At 40.1% G+C, this 26,134-nt stretch carries 23 protein-coding genes; 2 read left to right on the forward strand and 21 right to left on the reverse strand.

Features of this window, described 5'->3' with window-relative positions; translation table 11 throughout:
• Positions 1-113 precede the first annotated feature (113 nt).
• Positions 114-2,162 (reverse strand): molecular chaperone HtpG, encoded by a 2,049-nt coding sequence (gene htpG / locus KG118_RS09015; protein ID WP_117713083.1) that lies wholly within the window; start codon positions 2,160-2,162, stop codon positions 114-116.
• Positions 2,163-2,273: 111 nt separating this feature from the next.
• Positions 2,274-4,805, reverse strand: a complete 2,532-nt coding sequence (locus tag KG118_RS09020) for an ATP-dependent Clp protease ATP-binding subunit (RefSeq protein WP_117713084.1) — start codon at positions 4,803-4,805, stop codon at positions 2,274-2,276.
• A gap of 465 nt (positions 4,806-5,270) precedes the next feature.
• Here KG118_RS09020 and gyrA point away from each other — a divergent pair, with 465 nt between their 5' ends.
• On the forward strand, positions 5,271-7,799 hold the full coding sequence (gene gyrA, locus KG118_RS09025; protein WP_117713085.1) for a DNA gyrase subunit A: 2,529 nt from the start codon (positions 5,271-5,273) through the stop codon (positions 7,797-7,799).
• Positions 7,783-9,045 (forward strand): tetratricopeptide repeat protein, encoded by a 1,263-nt coding sequence (locus KG118_RS09030; protein WP_117713086.1) that lies wholly within the window; start codon positions 7,783-7,785, stop codon positions 9,043-9,045. Before gyrA ends, KG118_RS09030 begins: the two co-directional genes overlap by 17 nt.
• A 215-nt stretch (positions 9,046-9,260) precedes the next feature.
• On the opposite strand, the gene KG118_RS09035 is transcribed toward KG118_RS09030, so the two are convergent.
• From KG118_RS09035 to tsaD, 19 genes are all read right to left on the reverse strand, one after another.
• On the reverse strand, positions 9,261-10,391 hold the full coding sequence (locus tag KG118_RS09035) for a universal stress protein (RefSeq protein WP_117713087.1): 1,131 nt from the start codon (positions 10,389-10,391) through the stop codon (positions 9,261-9,263).
• Positions 10,392-10,476: 85 nt separating this feature from the next.
• A complete protein-coding gene (locus KG118_RS09040; protein ID WP_117713088.1) occupies positions 10,477-10,758 on the reverse strand; it encodes a DNA-binding protein in 282 nt (93 codons plus the stop codon).
• Positions 10,759-10,957: 199 nt separating this feature from the next.
• Positions 10,958-11,800: a tetratricopeptide repeat protein gene (locus tag KG118_RS09045; protein WP_117713089.1), complete on the reverse strand. Its 843-nt coding sequence runs from the start codon at positions 11,798-11,800 to the stop codon at positions 10,958-10,960.
• Positions 11,801-11,813: 13 nt separating this feature from the next.
• A complete protein-coding gene (locus tag KG118_RS09050) occupies positions 11,814-13,655 on the reverse strand; it encodes a BatD family protein (protein WP_117713090.1) in 1,842 nt (613 codons plus the stop codon).
• A 22-nt stretch (positions 13,656-13,677) separates the two neighbouring features.
• The gene (locus tag KG118_RS09055) at positions 13,678-14,385 is read right to left on the reverse strand and encodes a tetratricopeptide repeat protein (protein WP_117713091.1); all 708 of its coding nucleotides are present in this window, start codon (positions 14,383-14,385) and stop codon (positions 13,678-13,680) included.
• Positions 14,382-15,410 carry a VWA domain-containing protein gene (locus KG118_RS09060; RefSeq protein ID WP_117713092.1) on the reverse strand — a complete coding sequence of 343 codons (1,029 nt, stop codon included), beginning with the start codon at positions 15,408-15,410 and terminating at the stop codon, positions 14,382-14,384. Before KG118_RS09060 ends, KG118_RS09055 begins: the two co-directional genes overlap by 4 nt.
• A gap of 76 nt (positions 15,411-15,486) precedes the next feature.
• A complete protein-coding gene (locus KG118_RS09065; RefSeq protein ID WP_117713093.1) occupies positions 15,487-16,470 on the reverse strand; it encodes a vWA domain-containing protein in 984 nt (327 codons plus the stop codon).
• Between the two features lie 57 nt (positions 16,471-16,527).
• Positions 16,528-17,601 (reverse strand): ETRAMP family protein, encoded by a 1,074-nt coding sequence (locus tag KG118_RS09070; RefSeq protein WP_117713094.1) that lies wholly within the window; start codon positions 17,599-17,601, stop codon positions 16,528-16,530.
• 7 nt (positions 17,602-17,608) lie between these two features.
• Complete coding sequence (locus tag KG118_RS09075) at positions 17,609-18,478, reverse strand: DUF58 domain-containing protein (RefSeq protein WP_117713095.1); 870 nt, start codon at positions 18,476-18,478, stop codon at positions 17,609-17,611.
• A 181-nt stretch (positions 18,479-18,659) separates the two neighbouring features.
• Complete coding sequence (locus tag KG118_RS09080) at positions 18,660-19,655, reverse strand: AAA family ATPase (protein WP_117713096.1); 996 nt, start codon at positions 19,653-19,655, stop codon at positions 18,660-18,662.
• A gap of 190 nt (positions 19,656-19,845) precedes the next feature.
• On the reverse strand, positions 19,846-21,015 hold the full coding sequence (locus KG118_RS09085; RefSeq protein WP_117713097.1) for an HU family DNA-binding protein: 1,170 nt from the start codon (positions 21,013-21,015) through the stop codon (positions 19,846-19,848).
• A 26-nt stretch (positions 21,016-21,041) separates the two neighbouring features.
• The gene (locus tag KG118_RS09090; protein ID WP_117713098.1) at positions 21,042-21,314 is read right to left on the reverse strand and encodes an HU family DNA-binding protein; all 273 of its coding nucleotides are present in this window, start codon (positions 21,312-21,314) and stop codon (positions 21,042-21,044) included.
• Between the two features lie 80 nt (positions 21,315-21,394).
• A complete protein-coding gene (rimO, locus tag KG118_RS09095; RefSeq protein WP_117713099.1) occupies positions 21,395-22,693 on the reverse strand; it encodes a 30S ribosomal protein S12 methylthiotransferase RimO in 1,299 nt (432 codons plus the stop codon).
• On the reverse strand, positions 22,690-23,649 hold the full coding sequence (gene ftsY / locus KG118_RS09100) for a signal recognition particle-docking protein FtsY (RefSeq protein ID WP_117713100.1): 960 nt from the start codon (positions 23,647-23,649) through the stop codon (positions 22,690-22,692). The genes rimO and ftsY overlap by 4 nt, the downstream gene beginning before the upstream one ends.
• A 159-nt stretch (positions 23,650-23,808) precedes the next feature.
• On the reverse strand, positions 23,809-23,967 hold the full coding sequence (locus KG118_RS09105) for a DUF4295 domain-containing protein (RefSeq protein ID WP_005654275.1): 159 nt from the start codon (positions 23,965-23,967) through the stop codon (positions 23,809-23,811).
• A gap of 13 nt (positions 23,968-23,980) precedes the next feature.
• Positions 23,981-24,169 carry a 50S ribosomal protein L33 gene (rpmG, locus tag KG118_RS09110; protein ID WP_002560155.1) on the reverse strand — a complete coding sequence of 63 codons (189 nt, stop codon included), beginning with the start codon at positions 24,167-24,169 and terminating at the stop codon, positions 23,981-23,983.
• A gap of 21 nt (positions 24,170-24,190) precedes the next feature.
• On the reverse strand, positions 24,191-24,451 hold the full coding sequence (gene rpmB, locus KG118_RS09115; protein WP_004291052.1) for a 50S ribosomal protein L28: 261 nt from the start codon (positions 24,449-24,451) through the stop codon (positions 24,191-24,193).
• 121 nt (positions 24,452-24,572) lie between these two features.
• Positions 24,573-25,040, reverse strand: a complete 468-nt coding sequence (locus KG118_RS09120; RefSeq protein WP_117713101.1) for a CinA family protein — start codon at positions 25,038-25,040, stop codon at positions 24,573-24,575.
• A gap of 20 nt (positions 25,041-25,060) precedes the next feature.
• Positions 25,061-26,080, reverse strand: a complete 1,020-nt coding sequence (gene tsaD / locus KG118_RS09125; RefSeq protein ID WP_117713102.1) for a tRNA (adenosine(37)-N6)-threonylcarbamoyltransferase complex transferase subunit TsaD — start codon at positions 26,078-26,080, stop codon at positions 25,061-25,063.
• Positions 26,081-26,134 lie beyond the last annotated feature (54 nt).

A 26,134-nucleotide genomic window follows, 5' to 3' on the forward strand; every position in this document is an offset into this window, starting at 1 on the left:
GTCCTATCATTCTGTCATTCAGAGGAGATTCTTCGTCGCAAGCTCCTCTGAATGACAGAATGATAGGACTTTTACATTTTGACACACCTCTATATAATAAAATCTAAAGGGGCTTATTTAATCAAGTCGATACTTCTCTTAACAAAGTTGTTCAGAGCTTCACCCTTCAGCATGCCGTTTTGAAGCAATGCCAAGTCAATAAGTTGGCGGACAACTTTATTTTGGGCAGCATAGTTGGCAAACAGACCTTCTTTCTGAGCCTTCAGTTCTTCCCACTTCTTATCCAAGTCGTTCACTTCATCCTTTGCAGCCGTAGGAATATCTTCATCTTTCTTGCCTTCCTGCTTCTTCTTCAAATCATTGCGACGATTGTTTACATCATCCATTTCTTTTTGAATCGGAGCAACAGCAACCGCACATTCCTTGTCTTCATCAGCCAAAATCTCTTTTACCAACTTATGGTCAGCATTCAATACCAGATTGAACATATCCGGCATTTCACCATAGAAGCTCATTCCAGCCTGGATATTAGCCATTTCTTTCATACGGCGCATATACTCGCTTTGCGTAATCATGACCGGTGAAGCATTTTCACCCAAAGCTTGAGCCATCACATTGAACTCTGTCTTTTCTATCTGTGGCAGCTGGCTCTTGAAGATAACAGAGAGAGCTTCTTGCTTACCGGCTTCCAAAACATCACCCTTCTTATCTTCCTTAACTATCAAGTTGTCAACGACATCACTGTCTACACGGGTAAAACGTACTTTCTCAAACTTTTGCTCCAGCATGCTTACCATGGCAACATCGAGTTGTCCGTCCATCAACAATACATTATAACCCTTGTTCTTGGCAGCCTCAATATAACTGTATTGTTCATCTTTATTGTTGGCATACAGATAAATCAGATTACCGTCCTTATCTGTCTGATTATCCTTTATCAAGGTCTTATACTCTTCAAAAGTATAATGCTTGTCGTCTGTATCGGAGAGAAGAGCGAAATCCTTTGCTCTATCATAGAAATCCTCTTGTGTGAGCATTCCATAGTTTATGAAAATCTTCAAGTCATTCCACTTCTCTTCAAACTGTTTGCGGTCGTTCTTGAATATGGATTGCAGACGATCGGACACTTTCTTCGTAATATATGTAGAAATTTTCTTCACGTTAGAGTCACTCTGCAGATAAGAACGGGATACATTCAACGGAATATCCGGAGAATCAAGTACGCCATGCAGCAATGTCAAAAAGTCCGGAACAATACCCTCTACAGAATCTGTTACATATACTTGATTGCAATAAAGCTGGATTTTATTCTTGTTCAACTCTATATTACTTTTCACCTTCGGGAAGTACAAGATACCAGTGAGATGGAATGGATAATCTACGTTCAGATGTATCCAGAACAAAGGCTCATCGGACATCGGATAAAGGTCGCGATAGAACTTCTTATAATCCTCGTCTTTCAATTCACTGGGTTTCAGTGTCCACAGCGGATTGGCGTCATTAATGATATTATCTTCGGCCGTTTCAACCTGCTTACCGTCTTTCCACTCTTTTTTCTTACCGAATGCAACGGGAATAGGAAGGAAGCTACAATATTTCTTCAGAAGAGAAGAGAGGCGTGCCTCTTCAAGGAATTCCTTGCAATCATCGTCTATATAAAGAACAATATCCGTACCGCGTTCTGCCTTGTCCGTATCTTCAATTGTAAATTCCGGGCTACCGTCGCAAGTCCATTTTACGGCTTTAGCACCATCCTGATAGGATTTAGTGATGATTTCAACCTTCTTGGCAACCATGAAAGCTGAGTAAAAGCCAAGTCCGAAGTGACCGATAATAGCATTAGCATCATTCTTATATTTCTCCAAGAAGTCATTGGCTCCTGAGAATGCAATCTGATTAATGTATTTATCTATTTCTTCTGCTGTCAGACCAATACCATGATCTGATACGGTAATCGTATCTTTACCTAAAGATACGTGCACTGTCAAATCACCGACTTCACCCTTGAATTCGCCAATAGAAGCCAGCGTTTTAAGCTTCTGAGTAGCATCAACGGCATTAGAAACTAACTCGCGAAGGAAGATTTCATGATCACTGTACAAAAACTTCTTGATAACGGGGAAGATATTCTCTGTAGTTACCCCAATATTTCCTTTTTGCATACTAAGTTTATATTTTTAGATTTATATTTTTATTGTTTTGGCAAACAGAACACAAAAAAAATGCCAGTCCCGAAGAACTGACATTTTGACTGTTTTATTAATAATGACTTATTATGCTTTGGTTATATTCAACTCGTCTTTTTCCGGATTGACGGAGACATTAACCGTATCACCGGGTTGTAATCCGGCAGATACAATCAGTTCCGAAAGCCCGTCTTCCAAATAATTCTGAATGGCACGCTTCAACGGACGTGCACCAAACTGCACATCGTATCCTTTGGTTGCAAGAAACCTTTTGGCATCGTCATCCACAATCATCTTATAACCAATAGCTTCAATACGACCATACAATCCCTTCAGCTCTATGTCTACAATCTTTGTAATGGCATCCAACGAAAGCTGATCAAATGTTATAATTTCATCCAAACGATTCAGAAACTCAGGAGCAAAAGTTTTGTTCAATGCTTTTTGGATTACACTGCGTGAATGCTCATTATTATCCGTACGCGCCTGTGCAGCAAAGCCTACGCCACGACCAAACTCCTTCAATTGGCGAGTACCAATATTGGAAGTCATGATAATAACCGTATTTTTGAAATCAATCGTTCTGCCATAATTGTCAGTAAGACGTCCTTCATCCAACACCTGCAACAAGATATTAAACACATCCGGATGAGCTTTTTCTATTTCATCCAACAATACTATTGAATAAGGTTTCCGACGCACTTTCTCCGTTAGTTGTCCACCTTCTTCATAACCGACATACCCCGGAGCTGCTCCAATCATACGAGACACCGTATATTTCTCCATATACTCACTCATATCAATACGTATCAACGCATCACTGGAGCCAAACATATATTTAGCCAACTGTTTAGCTAAGTGGGTTTTACCCACACCGGTAGGTCCGAGGAACATAAACGTTCCGATAGGACGGTTTGGGTCTTTCAAACCCACACGGCTACGCAGAATCGCTTTAGTAAGCTTTTCTATTGCAGCATCTTGAGCCACAACTTTTGCCTGCAAATCTTCTTTCATTCCTGCCAGCTTAAGACCTTCCGCCTGGGCCATACGTTGCACCGGAACACCGGACATCATTGATATGACATTGGCAATTTCCTCCTCACCAACAATCTGGCGGTTGTCTTTGAGACGTGCTTCCCATTCTACCTTCATTTCATCCAAACGAACCGAAAGTTCTTTCTCTCTATCCCGATAACTGGCAGCCAGTTCAAAGTTCTGCGACTTTACAGCTTCAGCTTTCAAAACACGTGCATCTTCTATCAATTTTTCCTGTTCTTCAATCTCTTTGGGGACATTGATATTCGTCAGATGCACACGTGAACCGGCTTCATCCAAAGCATCGATAGCCTTATCCGGGAAGTTACGGTCGGTTATATAACGTTCTGACAACTTGACACAAGCTTCCAATGCTTCATCTGTATAACTCACATTATGATGATCTTCGTACTTCTCTTTTATATTTTTCAATATTTGGAGTGTTTCTTCCGGAGTAGTGGGGTCTACTATAACTTTCTGAAAACGACGTTCCAAAGCACCATCTTTCTCAATATTTTTCCTATATTCATCAAGAGTGGTAGCACCGATACACTGTATTTCACCACGAGCTAAAGCAGGCTTCAACATATTAGCTGCGTCCATAGAACCTGCAGCAGCACCGGCACCTACAATAGTATGAATCTCGTCGATAAACAAGATTACGTTCGGATTCTTCTGCAACTCATTGATAATAGAACGAATACGTTCCTCAAATTGTCCACGATATTTAGTTCCTGCCACAACAGAAGCCATATCGAGCATAACAACCCGCTTGTCAAACAAAATACGGGATACTTTTTTCTGAACAATGCGCAATGCCAACCCCTCCACGATAGCTGATTTGCCGACACCCGGCTCACCAATCAACACAGGATTGTTTTTCTTACGACGGCTCAATATCTGCGCCAAACGTTCTATCTCACGCTCACGCCCTACAACAGGATCAAGCTTGCCTTCCTCTGCAGCACGAGTCATGTCTGTACCGAAATTATCCAATACAGGAGTATCATTAGAAGACTTCTTCGATGCAGTCTGTGCGGAAGAAGCCGCCCCCGGTCCTGCATTGTGAGAAGAATGGGACGACATATTCATGTCATCATCGTCCTCTTCTTCCTCTTCCGGAAATCCCATACCTGCACTCGGATTAGTAGACTGCATTGTAAGCTGCTCAAATACTGACTGGTAACTTACATGATTCTCTTCCAAGACAGTAGCAGCCAGATTATCCCCATCTTTCAGTATAGCCAATAGCACATGCTCGGTATCGGCAGGTGCACTCTTCAAAATACGTGCTTCCAAAATGCACATCTTCAATATCTTAGCAGCCATTGGTGACAATGGAACTTCCGCATCGGGCAGCAGGGTATCATCTTCGGCATCTTTCAAGAAGCTTTCAATGCGTTTTTTTACTTGCTTCAAATCTATATCAAGTCTCATCAATATCTCAATAGCTTTTCCACCACCGTCACGCAACATGCCGAGTAGAAGATGCTCTGGACCGATATATCTATTTCTCAGTCTATTAGCTTCTTCCTTGCTATAAGTTATAATATCAGAAACTCTTTGTGAAAATTGATTATTCATATATTTTTATCTCCTTAATTAAAGGTTTTGAATTTACAAAGATACGCATTTCTTCATATTGCGTACCATAATCTGAATTAATAATGTACAAATCCCGTGCCATAAATCATTATCTTCCGTTTTCCTTTCTATACCTTATATTATAATGCACGAAAAAGGTATCGGTCATACCAACGATTGGTACGACCGATACCATCCTAAGGAACTTCATGTACCTAAGCTTGGTACGGCTCGTACCTTAGTAAGGTACACCGCGTACCAAAGGGTGGTATTCGTTTGGTACTTGTATTTGCCTTATTTCTAATCGGTTATATCTTCAGCAGGAAAGAGGGCGCCCAAACAAGGTTGCAAGTATGCAAATCTACAACAAAGTTTATGAAGGAAAACTTTTGTATATCGTAAAAAAGCAGTACTTTAGCGTGGTTTTTTACAAACCCGAAAATGTATAATTAATAATCTTTTTAAATGCTTGAACAAGACAGAATTATAAAGATTAACATCGAGGAGGAAATGAAGTCTTCGTACATTGACTACTCTATGTCGGTCATTGTTTCACGTGCCCTTCCGGATGTTAGAGATGGTTTTAAACCTGTTCACCGAAGAATTCTTTTCGGTATGATGGGACTGGGAAATACGTCGGATAAACCCTATAAGAAATCTGCGAGAGTTGTTGGTGAGGTATTAGGTAAATATCACCCGCATGGTGACTCTTCCGTATACGGAGCTCTCGTCCGTATGGCACAGCCTTGGGCCATGCGCTACATGCTTGTGGACGGACAAGGTAATTATGGTTCTGTAGACGGCGACAGTGCAGCCGCTATGCGTTATACAGAGTGTCGCTTGCAGAAGATTGGAGAAGAAATGATGCAGGACCTTGATAAAGAGACTGTTGACATGCAAACCAACTTCGACGACTCGTTGCTGGAACCGACCGTAATGCCTACCCGCATTCCAAATTTACTCGTAAACGGTGCTTCCGGCATCGCCGTAGGTATGGCCACAAATATGCCGACTCATAATCTATCTGAAGTGATAGACGCCTGCATCGCATACATTGACAATAACGATATTGACATTGAGGACTTAATGACCTATGTCAAAGCTCCAGACTTCCCGACAGGCGGTTATATCTATGGTATGAGCGGTGTGCGCGAAGCCTATCTGACAGGTCGCGGACGTGTCGTAATGCGTGCCAAAGCGGAGATTGAGACAACTTCTACTCACGACAAGATTATCGTTACCGAAATTCCTTACGGAGTAAATAAGGCCGAATTAATCAAGTCCATTGCTGATTTGGCCAACGAAAAGAGAATAGAGGGCATTTCCAACGCCAATGATGAGTCTGACCGTGAAGGTATGCGTATCGTCATCGACGTGAAGCGTGACGCCAACGCCAGTGTGGTGCTGAACAAGCTGTACAAGATGACATTGTTGCAGACATCTTTCGGTGTAAATAATGTGGCATTGGTACATGGACGTCCCCGCTTATTAAATTTGAAAGACCTTATCAAGTATTTCGTTGAGCATCGTCACGACGTGGTTATCCGCCGTACACAATACGATTTGCGTAAAGCTAAAGAACGCGCCCATATTTTAGAAGGTTTGATTATCGCATCAGACAATATTGACGAGGTAATCAAAATTATCCGTGCCGCAAAAACGCCGAATGACGCAATCAGCGGCTTGATAGAACGCTTTGAATTGACTGAAATCCAATCACGTGCCATTGTAGAAATGCGTCTGCGTCAGTTAACCGGACTTATGCAGGATCAGCTTCATGCCGAGTATGAGGAAATACAAAAGCAGATTGCTTATCTGGAAGAAATCCTCGTTAACGATGAACTCTGCCGCAAGGTTATCAAAGATGAATTAATCGAGATTCAAGATAAATACGGTGATGAACGCCGTTCTGAAATTGTTTATTCATCGGAAGAATTCAATCCGGAAGATTTTTATGCAGACGATGAAATGATTATTACCATTTCTCACATGGGATATATCAAGCGTACGCCGTTAAGCGAATTCCGTGCTCAAAACCGTGGTGGGGTAGGTTCTAAGGGAACAGAAACACGCGATGAGGACTTCGTAGAACATATCTATCCTGCAACAATGCACAATACAATGATGTTCTTCACCCAAAAAGGTAAGTGTTATTGGTTGAAAGTCTATGAAATACCCGAAGGAACGAAGAATTCTAAGGGACGCGCCATTCAAAACCTGTTGAATATAGACTCCGATGATGCTGTAAATGCATATCTGCGTGTGAAGAACTTGAATGACCAGGATTTCATCAACAGCCATTATGTACTGTTCTGCACAAAGAATGGTGTTATCAAGAAAACATTGCTCGAACAGTATTCCCGCCCTCGCCAGAATGGTGTCAACGCCATTACCATTCGTGAAGACGACCGCGTAATCGAGGTGCGTATGACTAACGGTAATAATGAGATTATCATCGCCAATCGCAACGGACGCGCCATTCGTTTCCACGAGAATGCAGTACGCGTAATGGGACGTACAGCTACCGGTGTACGTGGTATGACGCTTGATGAAGATGGACAAGACGAAGTTGTTGGAATGATTTGTATCAAAGACCCTGAAGCTGAAACAATCATGGTGGTTTCAGAGCAAGGGTATGGTAAACGTTCTGATATTGAAGATTATCGTAAGACGAATCGTGGCGGTAAAGGTGTAAAAACCATGAATATCACTGATAAGACCGGTAAGTTGGTAACAATCAAGTCTGTAACAGATGAGAATGATTTAATGATTATCAATAAATCAGGTATCACTATCCGCTTGAAAGTAGCTGACGTCCGCATCATGGGACGTGCCACACAGGGAGTACGACTGATAAATCTTGAAAAGCGTAATGATGAGATCGGTTCGGTATGTAAGGTAACCTCTGAGAATGAAGAGGATATTATTACAGAAGAAGATGATACCACATCAGAAAACCCTCAGAGCAAAATAAATAATGAAAATGAAGAATAGACATAATATTAATTTAAATTTTTCTACAATCATGAAAAGAGTACTATTTTCAATGGTTTTACTACTTGCCGCAGGCTTCACTTTCGCCCAAGAAAAGAGTGTAAAAGAAGCTAAAAGCATCGCTAACGAAGTAAAACCAAACTTTGCCCAAGCAGAGCAACTTATCAACGGTGCCTTGACCAATGCTGAAACCAAGGACAATGCTGAGACATGGGATGTAGCTGGCTTTATTCAAAAGAGAATCAATGAAAAGGAAATGGAGAACGCCTATTTAAGAAAGCCTTATGATACTCTTAAAGTATATAACAGCGCATTAAATATGTGCAAATACTACTTTAAATGTGACGAGCTTGCACAAATTCCTAATGAAAAAGGTAAGATCAAGAATAAATACAGAAAATCTAATAGCGCTGCCATATTATCTGCACGCCCTAATTTGATTAACGGTGGTATTCAATATTTTAACTTAGACAAGAATAAAGAAGCCCTTGACTTCTTTGCAACCTATGTAGACATTGCTATTAATCCGATGTTTGAGAAAGAAAATCTACTTCAAACAGATACTGTATTACCTCAAATTGCATATTATGCAAGCTTGGCCGCAGCCAAAATGGAAGATTATTCAAGCGTGTTGAAGTATGCTCAATATGCAAAAGAAGATAAAGAAGTAGGAAAATATGCCATGGAATTTATTTCTACAGCATTAAAAGCTCAAGGTGATACGGTTAAATGGGTTGCATCTTTAAAGGATGGTATTCAAAAATATCCAGAGCATTCATTCTTCTTTGGTCATTTAATTGATTATTATAGCAATAGCAATAAGTTTGATGAAGCAATGCAATTTGCTGATGATATGCTGGCTAAAGATCCTAATAACACATTCTACCTATATGTGAAAGGATATCTTTATCATAACATGAAGAATTACGATAAAGCTATTGAATTTTACAAAAAGACTATTGAAGTAGATCCTAATTATGCAGAAGCATATTCTAATTTAGGTTTAATATACTGTTTACAAGCACAAGACTTCTCAGAAAAGGCTACTACTGATGTTAATGATCCGAAATACAAAGAAGACCAAGCTACATTGAAGATTTTTTATGAAAAGGCTAGACCTAATTATGAGAAAGCAAGAGAATTAAAACCTGATCAAAAAGATTTATGGTTAAATGGTTTGTACAGAGTATACTATAACTTACAAATGGGTTCTGAATTTGATGAAATTGAGAAAATGATGCAATAATAATAAAAAGAGAGATAGCTTGAATTCAAGCTATCTCTCTTTTTATTATTGATTTAAATATTATTTATTATGGGAGTAATAGTTGTATAATTTTTATAGGTTCTTTTTTATATTAAACATAATCATGATATTACATAATTAACAAAAGTAATACTTATGTTTGTGCCGTAACTAATAATTAAAGTTATGGCACTTTCTTTACTAAACAATAGAAATCAAGTTGGACGTCCATAAATAACCAATAAAGGTGTATCAGAATGGAAAATCATCTTTCTTGCAATGCCTGGATTAAATAAACGAGAAAATATATTTCGCTTATATGACGTTAATGTAATAACATCTATATGATTACTTTTAATATAGTTATCCAAACTATTGAGAAAATCATCATTTTTCACCACATCATAATGAATTTCTAATTGTGGATATTGTTTTTGGAAATACTCTTTAATGCCGCCTAATTTTATCTCATTCCAAGTATCTTTTACATCGGCTAAATGGATTAAAGATACAGAAAACTGAAATGGTTTCAAGCTATTAATTAATAAATCAAAAGCTATTAAATCACGTTGATCAAAATTTGTAATAAATGCAATACGCTTTGCCTCACTAAATTGCTTAAATGGCGTGTTCTCAGGAATAGCCAAAACAGGTACACGGCTACGCTCAATAATCTCAGCCGTCACACTACCAATCAAATCAATATCCTTTTGATTCTTACCACGTGTTCCCATGATAATAATCCTCGGCCGATTTTCCTTAGAATAGCGTAATATTTCTTCCTCCGGGATGCCTTCCCTTAATACACATGTATATTTTACATTAGGAAACTCATTAGAAGCAACCTTAGCTTTTACTTTGTCGGATAAAGTGTTTAAATCAGCATGTACTTTCTGTAATATAGTTCTTACATTCTCTTCATCACTTAACTGGTAGTTAAAAACATCACCGTATGGTAACGATGTTGCATAAATAGGTGTAAAATAAACATGAAGTAAAACTACTTCAGCATCTATGTTTTTTGCAAAATTGAAGCCAAACTCACATGCTTTCAATGAATAATTTGAAAAATCAACAGGGATTACAACTTTGTTGCTACCCTTCTCTATTTTTGGAGCCTTCCCTCCCACTACTTCCTCAGATAGCCACGCAGAACTTTCAGTTATCTTCAAAGCATGTGGCAGATCACTCTCTTTGATACGAACACGTACACCGGAAGATATAACCGGCTGTATTTGGTTTACATTATGAATGTAAGTCTCAATACCTTCATTCTCAAGAACATTCTTCAGTATTTGTGCTTTTGCGTACGTCAGAATTGCTAATGTTACTAATTTATCTTCCATAAGTTTTCTAATTATATTGTTTATAAAACAAACAAGAAATCCCAATTGTTTCTCAGCAATTGGGATCCTCTTTTACTTTCTTTTCTTAAGCCCGAACAGGTTCAGCAGTTTCACCTGCCATTTCATCTAAAATTTTTAAAGCCCGATCAAGAACAGTAGTATCATCAATCATTACTAAACCACCATCCGGACCAGGTTCCAAGTGGATTCCAACACTCTTCCCCTCCTTAAAATTATGACCGCCAAAAAAATTTCTTACAGTGTCAACATTAAGTCCGAGTTCATCTGCTATTCTATGCATACTACCACTAGGTAATGAATCTTTAATCTTACGAAGTTCATTAAATGTTATTGTTCTCATATTCATAAATTTAATGGTTAATACTTTGGATATTTCTTTATCACGCTATAAACTTAAGGAAAAAAAAAGATAAAACAAACTATTTGCTTGTATTTTTCTATCATATGTTTAACATTCTCATAAATACTAAAAAAGCCCGTATAAAGTATGAGAAAATTAATTCCTTCTACCTCTATACGAGCTTTATATCCAGCAACAGGCCATTCTAAATTATTTCCAATGCAGAAGTAGGGACCCACCCTACCTTACCATCTTCTAAACGAATTTCTTTCCATTCACGCATGGAATTATCTTTAATTTCAATTTTATGCCCTTCATGTAGAACAAACAAACTTGTACCACTTTCACTCGGAGTACTTCTTACTGTAACACTGGGAGACAATATTATGGCTTTATTTCTATTCATCAACTCATTTTTTTGTTCTGAAGCAAAAATATTACTCAGAATAACAAATACCAAAAATATAACACCCGCTATAAATCCGCTTTTCTTCCAAACAACCTGTTTGGAAAAGAAGAAAAGAGAAAATGATACAAGCAAAAGAATAAAAAATACGATTCCTAACTTAGCCCATACGTCCACACTTAAACAATTTATCAAAGATTTAGTCCAAGCAACAAAAAATATATCAGGAACTGAAGCTACTTTGTCTACTGTTTTAGAGCGTGCAATCTCTAAATTAGCACGAATATCGGCATTACCAGGTTGTAACAATAAAGCACGTTCATAATTTAAAATAGCCTTTGCTATATCATCAGCCTTATAATAGCTATTACCCAAATTATAGTAAATTTCTGACGCTTCTCCTTTTTTCAACAAACTTTCATAAATTTGAATGGCAGAAGCATAATCATTTCGCATATATGCACTATCACCTTGTGCTTTAGTTACATTATCTTCCAATAACTTTGCAGCAGAAAACTCAGTATGCGAACCTATAGAAACAGAGTCTTTTGCAGATAAAGTATCTGCTTCAACAGTACCTTGCCCCCAAACAACTACTGTCATCAACATAGTAAATGTTAAGGATATTATTTTCTTCATCATAGTGTCCTCCCAATTAATGTTTTATAGAGCTTTCCATTTTACTGATTACTTCCAAAGAATCCGAATAAACCTTATCCATAGCCTGATTATCATCCCCAGGAGCAAAACGAGCAAACTCACAATTATTCAAAGTATCAAGAAAATCTTTTATCAGTGCATCATTCACACCATAATTACGAAGTTCCCCTTCAACATTATCTTTAGACAGGCGTGAAACCGGAATACTCAATTTGTCACTGATATATCCCCACAAGGCCTTCAATACTTCATCATAGAATGCATCTTTCTTATTATCTGCCAATAGTTTACCGGCCAACTTCATACGTTTAACCGCAACCTTATTTGCTTTCTTCGTACGCATCTTAGCCACATTAGCATTGGCTGCAATTTGTTTACGATAAATAATAAAGAATAAGATAAATGCAACACCAGGCACAATATAGAATAACCAACAAAGCAAAGAGCCAAAGAAGAAATCACCTTTTTGAGAAAGAGTTACATTATTCTGCTTAATATAACGGATATCCTCATTCAATACCTTTAAATCTTCTTTATTAGTAAAATTGGCAATCGTTTGGGCAGCATTACCGCTTCCTTTCTCAACATGAAGCTCATATTCCTCAGTTGTCAGAGTCTTATAAGTACGAGATTTAATATCAAAATAACTGAACTTCACAGCGGGAATCTTATAGGTTCCTGCGTTACGAGGAATGGCAAGATATTCTATCACCTGACTGCCGGAAAGCCCGGCATTTGTCAAACGGAACTTATTATCTACCTTCGGATCATAAACTTCAAAATCTTCCGGGAATTTTACTTCCGGAGTAGAAATCAATTTCAGATTACCTGTACCGGAAATAATAAGCTTCACGGTAACAGCATCATTCGTTTTTAAGTTCGTGCTATTTATAGAAGAAGAAATGCTGAACTCTCCCACTCCGCCGGAGAATCCTACTGGCTTACCTTCCGGCAAAGCTTTCACATCAACCGTCAATTTGGGAGTTACTAATGTTTTCTTTACCTCCACATAATTATTACCACCATTGAAGAATGCTTCAAAAGGATCGGCAACCTGAGTAGCTTTAGCTATAGATGCATCGAAACGTGCCGCATCAATTGTTATCTTTCCCGATTGTTGTGGGAATAGCACAAACTGACGATATACGGTTGTCTGATAATTTCTTCCTTTATAATGTTCGAGACTCCACTTGCGATCATTTGGCAATTCAACTTCCTGTGAATGAAATCCCTTGAAATCAGGGAGTTTCACATTGTCGAAACCTCTTAAGTCTACTAAAGTATATATCTTGTATGTCAACAAGAATGCTTCTTGTTCATACAGATTTGTCTTACTGGCTGTAGCTGTAATAAACAAATCACTATTTGATACTGACGCTCCCGACGAAGCGCGACTTGCCGAACCGCTCTGCCTTCCATTATTTCCGGAAGACGCTCCATTTGCCTGATCTGATGGAAGCACATTAACATGTACAGCATTGGAAACCATCTGATTACCATCTGCTGTTATTGTAGCCCCGGGAATAGTAAAACTTCCTTCCGCAGTAGCCATCAAGATATATGTAAATGTTATACTGCTGGTAGAGGTTGTTTCCCCATTAATAATCTGCACACTTTTCTGTTGTGAACGGCTGGGCCCCATAAGCACCTCAAATCCTTTTATAGAAGGAGCCCGAAAGTCTCTCACCTTCTGCGTAGTCACTGTATATGACAGTCTGAACTGATCACCTACCGCCACAGCATCGGGGGCAGATGCAGTAAACGATACCTTACCATCGGCAAAAGTATGTAAACTGACTGTTATCAGTACCATCCATAAGAAAACGATTTTTCTCATATATTATTTCCTATTATATTTATTACCAATCCTTTTCCAGACGCCCACCTTGAATAACCTGTTGTTTCTTTACTTTATCCTGCACGTCTTTCTCATCCTGCATCACAGAGTTCAAAAGCTGTTCGGCATTTTCCTTAGACATCTCATTATCCTTTTTCTGTGGCTGAGGTGGTTGTTGCTGGTCTTTATTCTGTTGTTGATCTTTATTCTGTTCTTTCTTATCCTCTTGCTTATCTTGCTGCTGTTGCTGTTGGTTTTGATCTTGGTTTTGCTGATTCTGCTGTTGGTCTTTCAGCATTTTCTGAGCCAAAGCCAAATTATAACGTGTTTCATCATCTTTCGGATTGTTGCGCAAAGACTGCTTGTATGCTTCTACGGCCTTTGCGTAATCTTTCTGCGATTGAAAAATCACGCCCATATTATGATAGACCTGTGCCAAATCACCCTTGTCTTTTTCTATTTTTGTGGCTGCAACATATTGCTCCATAGCTTCTTGCAATTTATTCTGCTGTGCCAATGTATTTCCAAGATTGAACATGGAAACTGTAGACTGAGGATTTACTTCCAAAGCCTTACGATAATTCACTTCAGCATTGACATACACACTATCTTTAAAAAAACGGTTTCCCTTACGGATAAAATCACGTTCGGCTTTCTGAGCCGAAGCCGTAACTGCCATTAGCAGCAATAAAATCAATCCTATATATTTTCTCTGTAACATACGCATCATTTCTTATTGGAAAACAAATGAATATTACGGAACAAAGGGTTCTTACGTTCCAATACCAACATTTCAGCCAACAGCAACAACAAAATAATCCATGCTACAGCCTGAAATTGCTCATTGAACTCTGTATATACCTGTGTTTCCACATCGGCCTTCGCCATTTTATTGATTTCCTGACTGATTGCCTTTTGAGCACCGTTTGTATTGTCCACACGTACATAGATGCCATTGCCGGCCTTAGCTATTTCCTGACACATCTGTTCATTCAAACGAGTCACAATCACATTTCCGTCACGGTCACGACGATAATCATTGGTTCCCTCTGCCGGGATAGGCGCTCCTTCGGGCATACCCACGCCAAGCACATTCACCTGAATGCCTTTCTCTGCAGCCGCCTTAGCCGCTTCTATCGCACCGCCTTCGTGATTTTCACCATCAGTTATGACAATTACCGCGCGCCCCACCCCTTCTTGAGGAGTAAAACTCCGGGAAGCTAAATTAATGGCTGCTCCAATGGCTGTACCTTGTTTAGAAATCAATGAAGGGTCAATGGATTCCAAGAACATTTTAGCAGATATATAGTCACTTGTAATAGGAAGTTGTGTAAATGCATCGCCCGCAAAAACAATCATACCTACCTTGTCATTTTCCATTTTATCCACCAACTGCGCCACCAGCCTCTTTGCCTTCTGCAAACGGCTGGGCTGCACATCTTGCGCCAACATTGAATTAGAAATATCCAGTGCAATCATAACTTCCACTCCCTGGCGCTTCACTGTCTCCAATTTAGAGCCGAACTGGGGACGAGCCAACAGTACGGCAAACAGCCCGATAGCTGCAAACACCATCCAGAATTTCACATCGGGACGATACTTGGATACATCCGGCATCAACTGTGCCATTAGTACCGGATCTCCGAATTTACGGATATTCTTTCGCCGCCGATAATTGGAATACAAGTAGAAAGCTGCCAATAAAGGCAACAACAGCAACAAGTACAAATATGCAGGTTCTTCAAATCGAAACATCTTCTTTTTTACTAATTTACAATTTACTAATTTGGGTACGATACAAAATATATCCGAGGAAAATTCTGTGTAACTGTTACGGTATTTTCTTCAATATAGAATTACGTAACAAAACTTCCAACAGTACGCATAAGAAAGCCGCCAGCGCAAACCAGCGATACTCTTCCTGACGCTTACTGTATTCTTTCACATTCAGTTTCGTTTTCTCCAGCTTGTCTATTTCCTCGTATACCTCTTTCAACTTTGAGTTGCTCGTAGCGCGAAAATAATTACCATCCGTTGTTCCGGCAATCTGCGTCAGAGTCTTTTCATCAATTTCAACCGGCATATTGACATATTGCACTGTTCCGCCTACCGGATAAGGGTATGGAGCCATACCGTTAGTTCCCACACCAATGGTATAGACACGGATACCGAAACTTTTTGCAATCTCGGCAGCTGTCAACGGAGATATTTCTCCCCTGTTATTCGTACCGTCTGTCAACAGAATGATTACTTTCGATTTGGCTTTACTGTCTTTCAGTCGGGTAACCGCATTGGCAATACCCATTCCCACTGCCGTACCATCCTCAATAAGACCACATTTCACGTCTTTTATCAGATTCAAAAGAACGGCATGGTCCACTGTCAACGGACACTGTGTAAAACTCTCTCCGGCAAACAGCGTGATACCGACATTATCATTCGGACGACCATTGATGAATTCTGCCGCAACATCCTTAGCGGCTTCCAAACGGTTAGGTTTCAAATCTTCAGCCAGCATACTGGTAGAAACGTCTATGGCAAGCATTATATCAATACCCTCTATTTCACTATTCTGCCAGCTGTTGGTAGTTTGCGGACGGGCTAAAACAATAATAATCAATGCCAAAGCAGCTATCCGCAATACAAACGGTGCATGCAGCAGGTAGTTCTTATAACTCTTAGGGGTATGTGCATATACACGAGCATCCGAAATCTGAAGCGTGGCTTCACTATTCTTCCTCTTCATGATATACCATACTATATAAGGTATAAGCAACAATAGCAGAAATAAATATTCAATATTGGCAAAAACCATGATATTTACAATTTTACAAATTACGATTTAGCTTGAAGCGGACTTCTACTTTTACCATCAGGCAAAATAGTTGTACAACTCCAAACCGATATATATCAGCGAACCGACAAGAGCTGCCGCTAAAGCAACGATTCCTGCACCAAGTAATATCTTGGTACGCAAAGAGCGTTTCTCAATAACAGTAATCTCAGTAGGTTGCGGTTTAGCATTTTCGTCCTCCTTCTCCTTCGTATCATTGATGAAGTCAATCGCATTAATCAAGTTAGCGTCATTCTCATTCATCAACGGATTATGCTTGGCAAACTTTACCAAATCCGCGGTTTGGAACAAAGCACGCAAATCTGATATAGCATCCTTATCATTCATTTCCAACAGCTTATCAATGATTTCAGAAGAAGTCATTTCTAAAGCATTGAAGCCAAAACGATCTTTTATATAAGTACGAATAGCATCAGTCAACTCCGTATAATATTCCTTCGACTGTCCTTTCTGCCATACTTTCTCACTCTTGATGCGTTCTATCTCCTGCATAGCCAATTGATGCGGCGGCAATTTGGGCTCCACTTTCACCTTACGTATAATCGGCTTATTGTCACGAATACGTTTCACGAGATATACCAGCAACAGCAGAAACGGAACAAGCAGCACGGCACAAGTGATAGACATATACCAATCTTCCCATGCAAAAGGTGCTTTCATTACCGGCTTCGGCCCGAAGAACTGGTCGGGATGCAACGTATCTACCGGCATGGAATATACCTTTAATGCCAAAGCCTTGGAACGATATGCCTTGTTATCGACAAGCACCTCCATTGGCGGCAAATAATACAGCGCTGAATCAAAAGAAGTAACAGTATACTCCTGAGTTATCAACGAGCGTCTTCCGTCATTCAGCATTTGCGTATCCGGCTTGGCTATGTCAACAATTTCCACTCCACGCACCAAAGTATCGGTATAGACGGGAAAAATAGCACGCTTATCAGCATCCAGTGATACCTGAAGTTTGATTTTGGCTTGCTCTCCAATGAGGATTTGCAAGGAATCAATTGTAGCATCCACCGTCACAGACTGGGCTACCGTCCTACCCGTCAATACTGCCAACAGCGTTATCAGAAATAAATATCTTTTCATTATCCGATTAATTTCGTTTTGCAAACAAATTCATCAATGCCTTAACATAGTCCTGATCCGTACGTACCGACACATTGTCAACATTGCTCTTGGTAAACGTATCGTTCAGCTCCACCTGTTTGTTCACCCACCAATCATGATGGGCACGACGCACAGCACGCGAAGAAGTATCAATCCATTGCTCATGCCCGGTTTCCGCATCCTTAATCTTCATCAAACCTACGGCCGGCAACTCCTCTACACGACGGTCATAAACCTGAATAGCTACGACATCATGCTTGCGATTGGCAATGGTCATGGCATTTTTAAAGTTTTCCCGGTCGATAAAGTCTGATAAGACAAAAGCTGTGCAACGACGTTTCATAACATTCGTAAGGTATTCCAAGCCGAGACGTATATTTGTCCGCCGGCTTTCCGGATGAAAATCAAGTAACTCACGAATAATATATAGTATGTGTTTACGTCCTTTCTTAGGTGGAATGAATTTCTCTATCCGGTCGGAAAAGAAGATAACACCTATTTTATCGTTGTTCTGGATAGCAGAAAAAGCTAATGTAGCAGCGATTTCCGTCACCATGTCTTTTTTCATCTGCTTCACCGTACCGAATTCCAAACTACCGGAAACATCTACCAGCAACATTACGGTCAGTTCACGTTCTTCTTCAAACACCTTCACGAAAGGCTTATGAAAACGAGCCGTTACATTCCAGTCTATGTCGCGTATATCGTCGCCAAACTGATATTCGCGCACTTCGGAGAAAGCCATACCTCTACCTTTGAAAGCCGAGTGATACTGGCCTGCAAAAATATTATTGGATAATCCGCGTGTCTTTATCTCAATTTGACGGACTTTTTTTAACAAATCAGTGGTTTCCATTCAGTAATACATAAATATTTAGTAAACAATCACTTAGCATACTACAAACGTATTTTACTAAATTTATCTTCCTCTTTTACTAAAACATCGGCAAAGATTTAGTAAATCTCTTCCCCTGTTTTAGTAAAACAACAGGAGCGCTCTTTCAGCATCTACCTTACGGTTACGATATATGTTTACATTAGGGCACTTCAACCTTATTCAATATCTTGCTGACGATTTCGTCCGAAGTCATATTGCTTGCTTCAGCCTCATAGGTCAAGCCGATGCGGTGGCGCAGTACATCATGTGCCACGGCACGCACATCTTCCGGAATAACATAGCCGCGACGCTTGATGAAAGCATAACTGCGGGCAGCCAGTGCCAGGTTGATGGACGCACGGGGTGAACCGCCGAATCCAATCATATCTTTCAGTTCCTTCAAGTCGTATTTCTCCGGATAACGGGTTGCAAATACAATATCGACAATGTATTTCTCAATCTTTTCGTCCAGATATACCTGACGCACAACCTTACGCGCTTCGATAATCTCGTCAGCTTTCAAGATAGGTTTCACATTCAGCTTATCTCCATTTATATTCTGGCGTATAATCAGTTTTTCTTCTTCCAATTTAGGATAGTCGATGACTACTTTCAGCATGAAACGGTCTACCTGTGCTTCCGGCAATGGATATGTACCTTCTTGCTCAATGGGATTTTGGGTTGCAAGTACCAAGAAAGGTTCGGGCAACTTGAAGGTTTCCTTGCCTATGGTAACCTGACGTTCCTGCATGGCTTCCAATAATGCACTCTGGACTTTGGCAGGAGCACGGTTAATTTCATCCGCCAACACAAAATTAGCGAATACAGGCCCTTTCTTTACTTGAAAAGTCTCGTCTTTCTGACTGTAAACCATTGTACCGATAACGTCTGCCGGTAACAAGTCCGGCGTAAACTGAATGCGGCTATATTGCGCATCGATTAATGAAGCCAGTGTCTTGATAGCTAAAGTCTTTGCCAAGCCCGGCACACCTTCCAACAATACGTGTCCGTCAGACAACAAACCGATTAACAACGACTCTACCAGGTGCTTTTGTCCTACAATAACCTGGTCCATGCCCGTAGTAAGGTTGGTAACGAAAGCGCTTTGTCTTTCAATCCGCTCGTTCAGTTCGCGGATATCAATTGTTTCAGCCATAAATCAATGTATTTTTAGTGTTTAATTTTCATTTTAGTCCGGTTAGATACCGTTGATTATATTTTGCTCCCAAAAGTACAGGAATAAATTAACCATAGCAACTAATTTTTATTAAAAAACGATGTGAAACCTTTAGATTAAACTACTTTCATAGAGTTTAGTATTTAACAAAAAAAGAAGCAGTAAAATTTTACTGCTTCTTTGCTAATTTCGGTATTTTTATCGTTGTACCGGCAGGCACATTATTCGGCTTTTTGATAACATTCGGATTATGTTTTACTATATATGGATAAAGGGCTTTAGTACCATAGAAACGAAGGGCCACTTTGGTTAATGTTTCTCCGGGCTGAATTGTATATGTTGCCTCAGTTCCCACAATAGTGTAATTGGTGGAATCGGGAATATACGCAGCTCCGGACTGTTTTGGGGATTGGGATGCAGATGCAGCAACAACGACAGGTTGTTTGGCAACAACCGTTGCGTCCGGTTTCTTAATTACAGGTTTATCTACGGGCTTCTTTGGGACTGCTGTATCCGCCTTTGCAACAGCCGTAGTGTCTTTGACAGAAATACTGTCCGTTAAAACCTTATTATCTGTCTGTTTATTAACTTTGGCATCTACAATCTCTTCTACCGGTGGTTTGGTTGATAATTTATCAAATAAGTCCGGATAATATAAATAAACAACTGCTCCCGAACACAACAGCACAACAAGAACTACAATACCGATAAAATATTTCATGGTAGAAGATTCTGCCGGCACTTCCGTCTTCACTACTTCCGTTTCCTCAGCACCAGCTGTCTCTTCCGAAACAACGGAAGGTGTCTCCGCAATCTCTTCACCCGGACATACTGTTACTTCCTCCGAACGAATCTCCATTTCTTCCAAAGTTACTGCTTCCTCAGAGGTATCAACAGCCGCTTCTGTCACATCTTGAGATTTTTCTGTCACACCCGGTACGCATTCTTCCGTTCTTTGTTCTGTTTCTTCTTCATCCTCATTGCCATTGTCTATAGGGGTGTCTTCCAAAACAGTGTCATCATTGAGCACAACCGTTTCAAAATGCGAGAATGGCTTATTGATAATATCTTTCAGAGCGGGTTCCGGGGTAAACGAAACTTTAGTATGTCCTTGTATCTCAAAACGCTCTCCGGTATTGACGTTAATACTTTCACGACTTTCAACATCAATCAGTTTAAAGGCTCCCAATCCTTTTATCTTCACATATTTATCTTTTTCCAACGCTTCCTCAATCAACTGGAAAAACTCCTTCACAAAACTATCAGCATTCTTCTTGCTCATGCCATGCTTTTCAGCCAACAAGTCAATCAGGTCCTGTATGTTTAGTTTTTCATTCATAATTATGGAAGATTTAATAAGGAGGATTACTTAAACTTATCTTTTAACAACGTACTGGGTTTGTAGGTTAATACTAATTTAGGCGGAACCAGCATACGCTGCTTAGTCGTTGGATTCACAGATATACGTTCCGCTTTCTTTTTCACCTCGAATGTTCCAAAGCCTTGTACGGAAATTGTATTTCCTTCTTCCAACTGCCGCGTCATATCCGACAACAAGGATGTAACCAATTCCGAGGTATCCTTTAAAGTATATCCCAATCGTCGTGACAATTCAGAAGTAAATTCTTTGTTATTCAAAATCCAAGCTTTAAAATTGTGAACTACGGTGCTATATTAGCAAATCTTCTCCATATACACAAGAAGTTCGGAGAAAATATTCAAATAATCCGACCAAAAAGGTCGAAGTCATCGGAGTTTATAATCTCTACCTGATAAAAGTTACCCATCTCCAATGCCTTATCTTCACACTTAATCAGCACTTCCGGGTCTACTTCAGGAGAATCAAATTCAGTGCGTCCAATGTAGTACTCACCTTCCTTGCGGTCTATTATCACTTTCATGCATTTACCCACTTTTGCCGCACTCAATTCCGCGGAAATACCTTGCTGAATGGACATTAATTCGTCTAAACGAGCCTGTTTCACTTCTTGGGGAACAGCATCTTCATAATGGGCAGCGGCATATGTGCCTTCTTCTTCGGAATATGCAAATGCCCCCATTCTATCGAAACGCGCTTTGCGGACAAACTCTTTCAATTCTTCAAAATCAGCTTCCGTTTCTCCCGGATGCCCCACCATGAGTGTGGTGCGCAAATGAATCCCGGGAACTTCTTCACGGAATTTCTCTATAAGTTTATAGGTTTCTTCTTTTGTCACATGGCGGCGCATCTTATCCAGCATATTATCACTGATATGCTGCAAAGCAATATCCATATATTTGCAGACATTAGCTCGTTCGCGCATCACCCGAAACAAATCCATAGGAAAATGAGCCGGATAGGCATAGTGTAAACGTATCCATTCCACGCCCGGAATTTCAGATATTCTTTCGATTAATTCGGGCAACATCTGCTTTTTATACAAGTCCACCCCGTAGTAAGTCAATTCCTGCGCAATGACCTGAAATTCTTTCACCCCACGAGACACAAGATATCTCACTTCATCCAGAATCTCTTCCATCGGACGGGATATATGCCGGCCTGTGATGATAGGAATGGCACAATACGAACATTTGCGATCGCATCCTTCCGAAATTTTCAGATATGCATAATGTTTGGGAGTAGTCAATGTGCGTTCTATGTGCAGTTCATCATGATATGCCTTGCCCAAATCTTGCAACAGTTCTTTCCAATTAAACTTACCATAGAACTTATCAACTTGGGGAATCTCAACAGCCAATTCTTTTAAATAACGCTCCGAAAGACAACCCATTACATAGAGTTTCTCTAAATTCCCTTCTTCCTTTGCCTGTGCAAATTCAAGAATCATATTTATAGATTCCTCCTTAGCGTCGCCGATGAAACCGCAAGTATTAATCACCGCAATCTGCCCTCTCGGACGTTCGGCATCATGCGTTACATTAAATCCCGTTTCCTCCAATTGCCGCATCAAATGCTCCGAATCCACTAAATTTTTAGAGCATCCTAATGTTATGATATCAATAGTTTTTCGTTTCATGCGTTTCCACCGAACAATGAATCAACAAACTCTTTTTTACGGAACACTTGCAAATCTTCCATGCCTTCTCCCAAGCCGATGTATTTTACCGGAATTTTAAACTGATCGGAAATTCCTATTACAACACCGCCCTTAGCCGTTCCATCCAGCTTAGTCACAGCCATTGCCGTAACTTCTGTTGCCAAAGTAAACTGCTTGGCTTGCTCAAACGCGTTTTGTCCGGTGGAACCATCCAACACAAGCAACACCTCATTAGGAGCATCTGGCACAACCTTCTTCATTACATTCTTAATCTTAGTCAGCTCGTTCATCAAGCCCACCTTGTTATGCAGACGTCCCGCTGTATCAATAATCACCACATCAGCATTATTGGCTACCGCAGAGCTCAAAGTATCGAATGCCACAGAGGCCGGATCAGCACCCATTTTTTGTTTGATGACAGGAACTCCTACACGTTCCCCCCATATCACCAACTGTTCCACTGCTGCTGCACGAAAAGTATCGGCCGCACCCAAATAAACTGACTTACCTGCTTTTTTAAACTGATAGGCCAACTTACCTATGGTTGTAGTTTTCCCTACACCATTTACTCCCACTACCATGATAACGTAAGGCTTCTTTGTAATCGGAGTTTCAAAATCATCTACATCATCCGAATTGTTCTCAGTCAACAAAGCTGCGATTTCATCGCGCAAAATCATATTCAACTCTTGCGCGTTCATATATTTTTCATCTGCGGCACGTTTCTCTATACGCTCAATAACTTTCAGCGTAGTTTCCACACCCACATCCGAAGTTATCAAGACCTCTTCCAGATTATCCAGAACTTCATCGTCCACCTTCGACTTTCCAGCCACTGCACGGGCTATCTTGCCGAATACACTTTCCTTTGTTTTAGATAATCCTTTATCTAACGTTTCCTTCTTTTCTTTTGAGAAAAAACTAAAAAATCCCATAGTCTACCTTTTTGTACAATACATTATGCTACAAAGATATAACAAAACTAACAAATAATAAAAGTTGAAGCGATTTAATAACAAAAAAAATCCCCCCACCGATTATCCGGTGAGAGGAGCTTTATAAGTAATCAGTGCTTCGCAGCAACTGTATTCATCTTATTTTTTGAAAAAGTCTTGTACTTTTTCGTTGGGAACCATTTGTTCATCGAAGATGTAAGCACCGGTTTTCGGAGACTTAACCATCTTGATAACCTTCGTATAAGCACGACCTTCTTTAGAACCATCGTGCAAACTTGCTACTGTTTTCTTTGCCATGGGTTATACTATATTATTTAATTTCTTTATGTACTGTTACTCTTTTCAGAATCGGGTTATATTTCTTCAACTCCAATCTTTCGGTAGTATTCTTTCTGTTCTTCGTCGTAATATAACGAGAAGTTCCCGGCATACCGCTATCCTTGTGTTCTGTGCATTCCAGAATCACCTGTACTCTGTTACCTTTTGCTTTCTTTGCCATAATCAGTATTCTCCTCTACTTTTAGCCAATTACTTTAATGCTTTTCCAATCACAATAACCTTTAGCTACTGCATCCTTCAAAGCAGCATCCAAACCTTTTTTATTAATAATGCGCAGGCCGTTAGCGCAAATGCTCAGACTGATCCAGCAGTCTTGTTCTACATAATAGAACTTCTTGTTAAACAAGTTCAAATCAAAGGTTCTTTTTGTTCTTCTCTTTGAGTGTGAAACATTGTTGCCAATCATGGCTTTCTTTCCGGTAATTTGACAAATCTTCGACATTTCTATCTTTATTTTATAGTTTTTATCTATACTTATTTCAAACAGAGCGCAAAGTAAGCACTTTTATCGTTATAAAACAAGTTTTTCCCAAAATAATTCATTGTGCGAGAACATTTTTTCCTCATTTTAGCCTATCATAAAGCATCAACAGAGCATTTTGAATAGCCGACTGTACATTCCCTGCTCTTCCGCAGTCTCCTTCCTGCTTCATGGTTACGATTTCATTTTTATATGCAGCTGCTATCCACACTGTACCTACCGGTTTTTCCGGTGTACCGCCACCGGGACCTGCAATTCCCGAGGTAGCAACCGCACAGTCCGTTTTCAGCGTTTTCATCGCACCTTTCACCATCTCAATAACAGTCTCCCGGCTCACTGCGCCATATTTGGCCAAGGTTTCAGAGGAGACATGAAGCAAATCCTTCTTTATTTCATTGGAATACGCCACAATACCGCCATTAAAATACTCCGAACTCCCCGGAACCGAAGTTATCAGGGCGGCTATTCCGCCACCGGTACAACTTTCAGCGGTGGAAAGGGATAAATTCTTCGCTTTCAACAGTTCTCCTATCTCCTCTTCCAGTTTCATACCTTATTATATATAGAGTCTTATAAAGTAACACGTGAATAAGCCGGAGCCTCTATCGGACAGAAGTCCTTATCCAAATACTTAAAATATCCGGTGATGGCAATCATTGCGGCATTATCCGTTGTATAGCTGAACTTAGGAATGAATATATGCCAGCCATACTTTTCGGCATGCTCGCGGAATGAGTTGCGCAAGCCGTTATTGGCCGACACACCGCCTGCAACAGCCACTTCCTTTATATTATACTGTTTTGCAGCTTTACGCAATTTATCCATTAATATATCAACGACAGTAGCTTCCAACGAAGCAGCCAGGTCCGCCTTATGATGTTCTATGAAATCGGGATCATCTTTCATCCAGTCCCGCAAAGAATACAGGAATGAGGTCTTCAGTCCGCTGAAACTGTAATCCAACCCCGGAATATGAGGTTTGCTGAAAGTAAACGCTTTGGGATTTCCCTGACGTGCAAGCTTGTCGATAATCGGTCCGCCGGGATAGCCCAGCCCCATGACCTTGGAACACTTGTCAATGGCTTCACCTGCAGCATCATCAATTGTCTGTCCCAAAATTTCCATATCATTGTAAGCCTTCACCAAAATAATCTGAGAATTTCCACCGGAAACCAACAGGCAAAGGAAAGGGAATTCAGGTTGTACATTTTCTTCACCTTCCGCTTTAATGAAATGAGCTAACACATGACCCGTCAGATGATTAACATCTACCATAGGAATACCCAAAGAACGGGCGAAACCTTTGGCAAACGATACTCCTACCAGCAAAGACCCCATCAATCCCGGACCACGCGTAAACGCTACGGCACTCAGCTCCTCTTTGGTAACCCCGGCACGTTTCAACGCCTCGTGCACCACCGGCACTATATTCTGTTGATGCGCACGTGAAGCCAATTCGGGTACTACCCCGCCATAAGCCTCATGAACTGCCTGACTGGCCACGACATTCGATAGCAAGTAGCCGTCCTTGATGACTGCTGCAGAAGTGTCATCACATGAAGATTCTATTCCTAAGATTATTGTACTCATAGTGTTTATTTACGTTTAAACGCTGCAAAAGTAGTGATAAAAGTAGTATCCATA

This window comes from Bacteroides propionicigenes (assembly GCF_018390535.1).
Classification (GTDB): Bacteria; Bacteroidota; Bacteroidia; order Bacteroidales; family Bacteroidaceae; genus Bacteroides; species Bacteroides propionicigenes.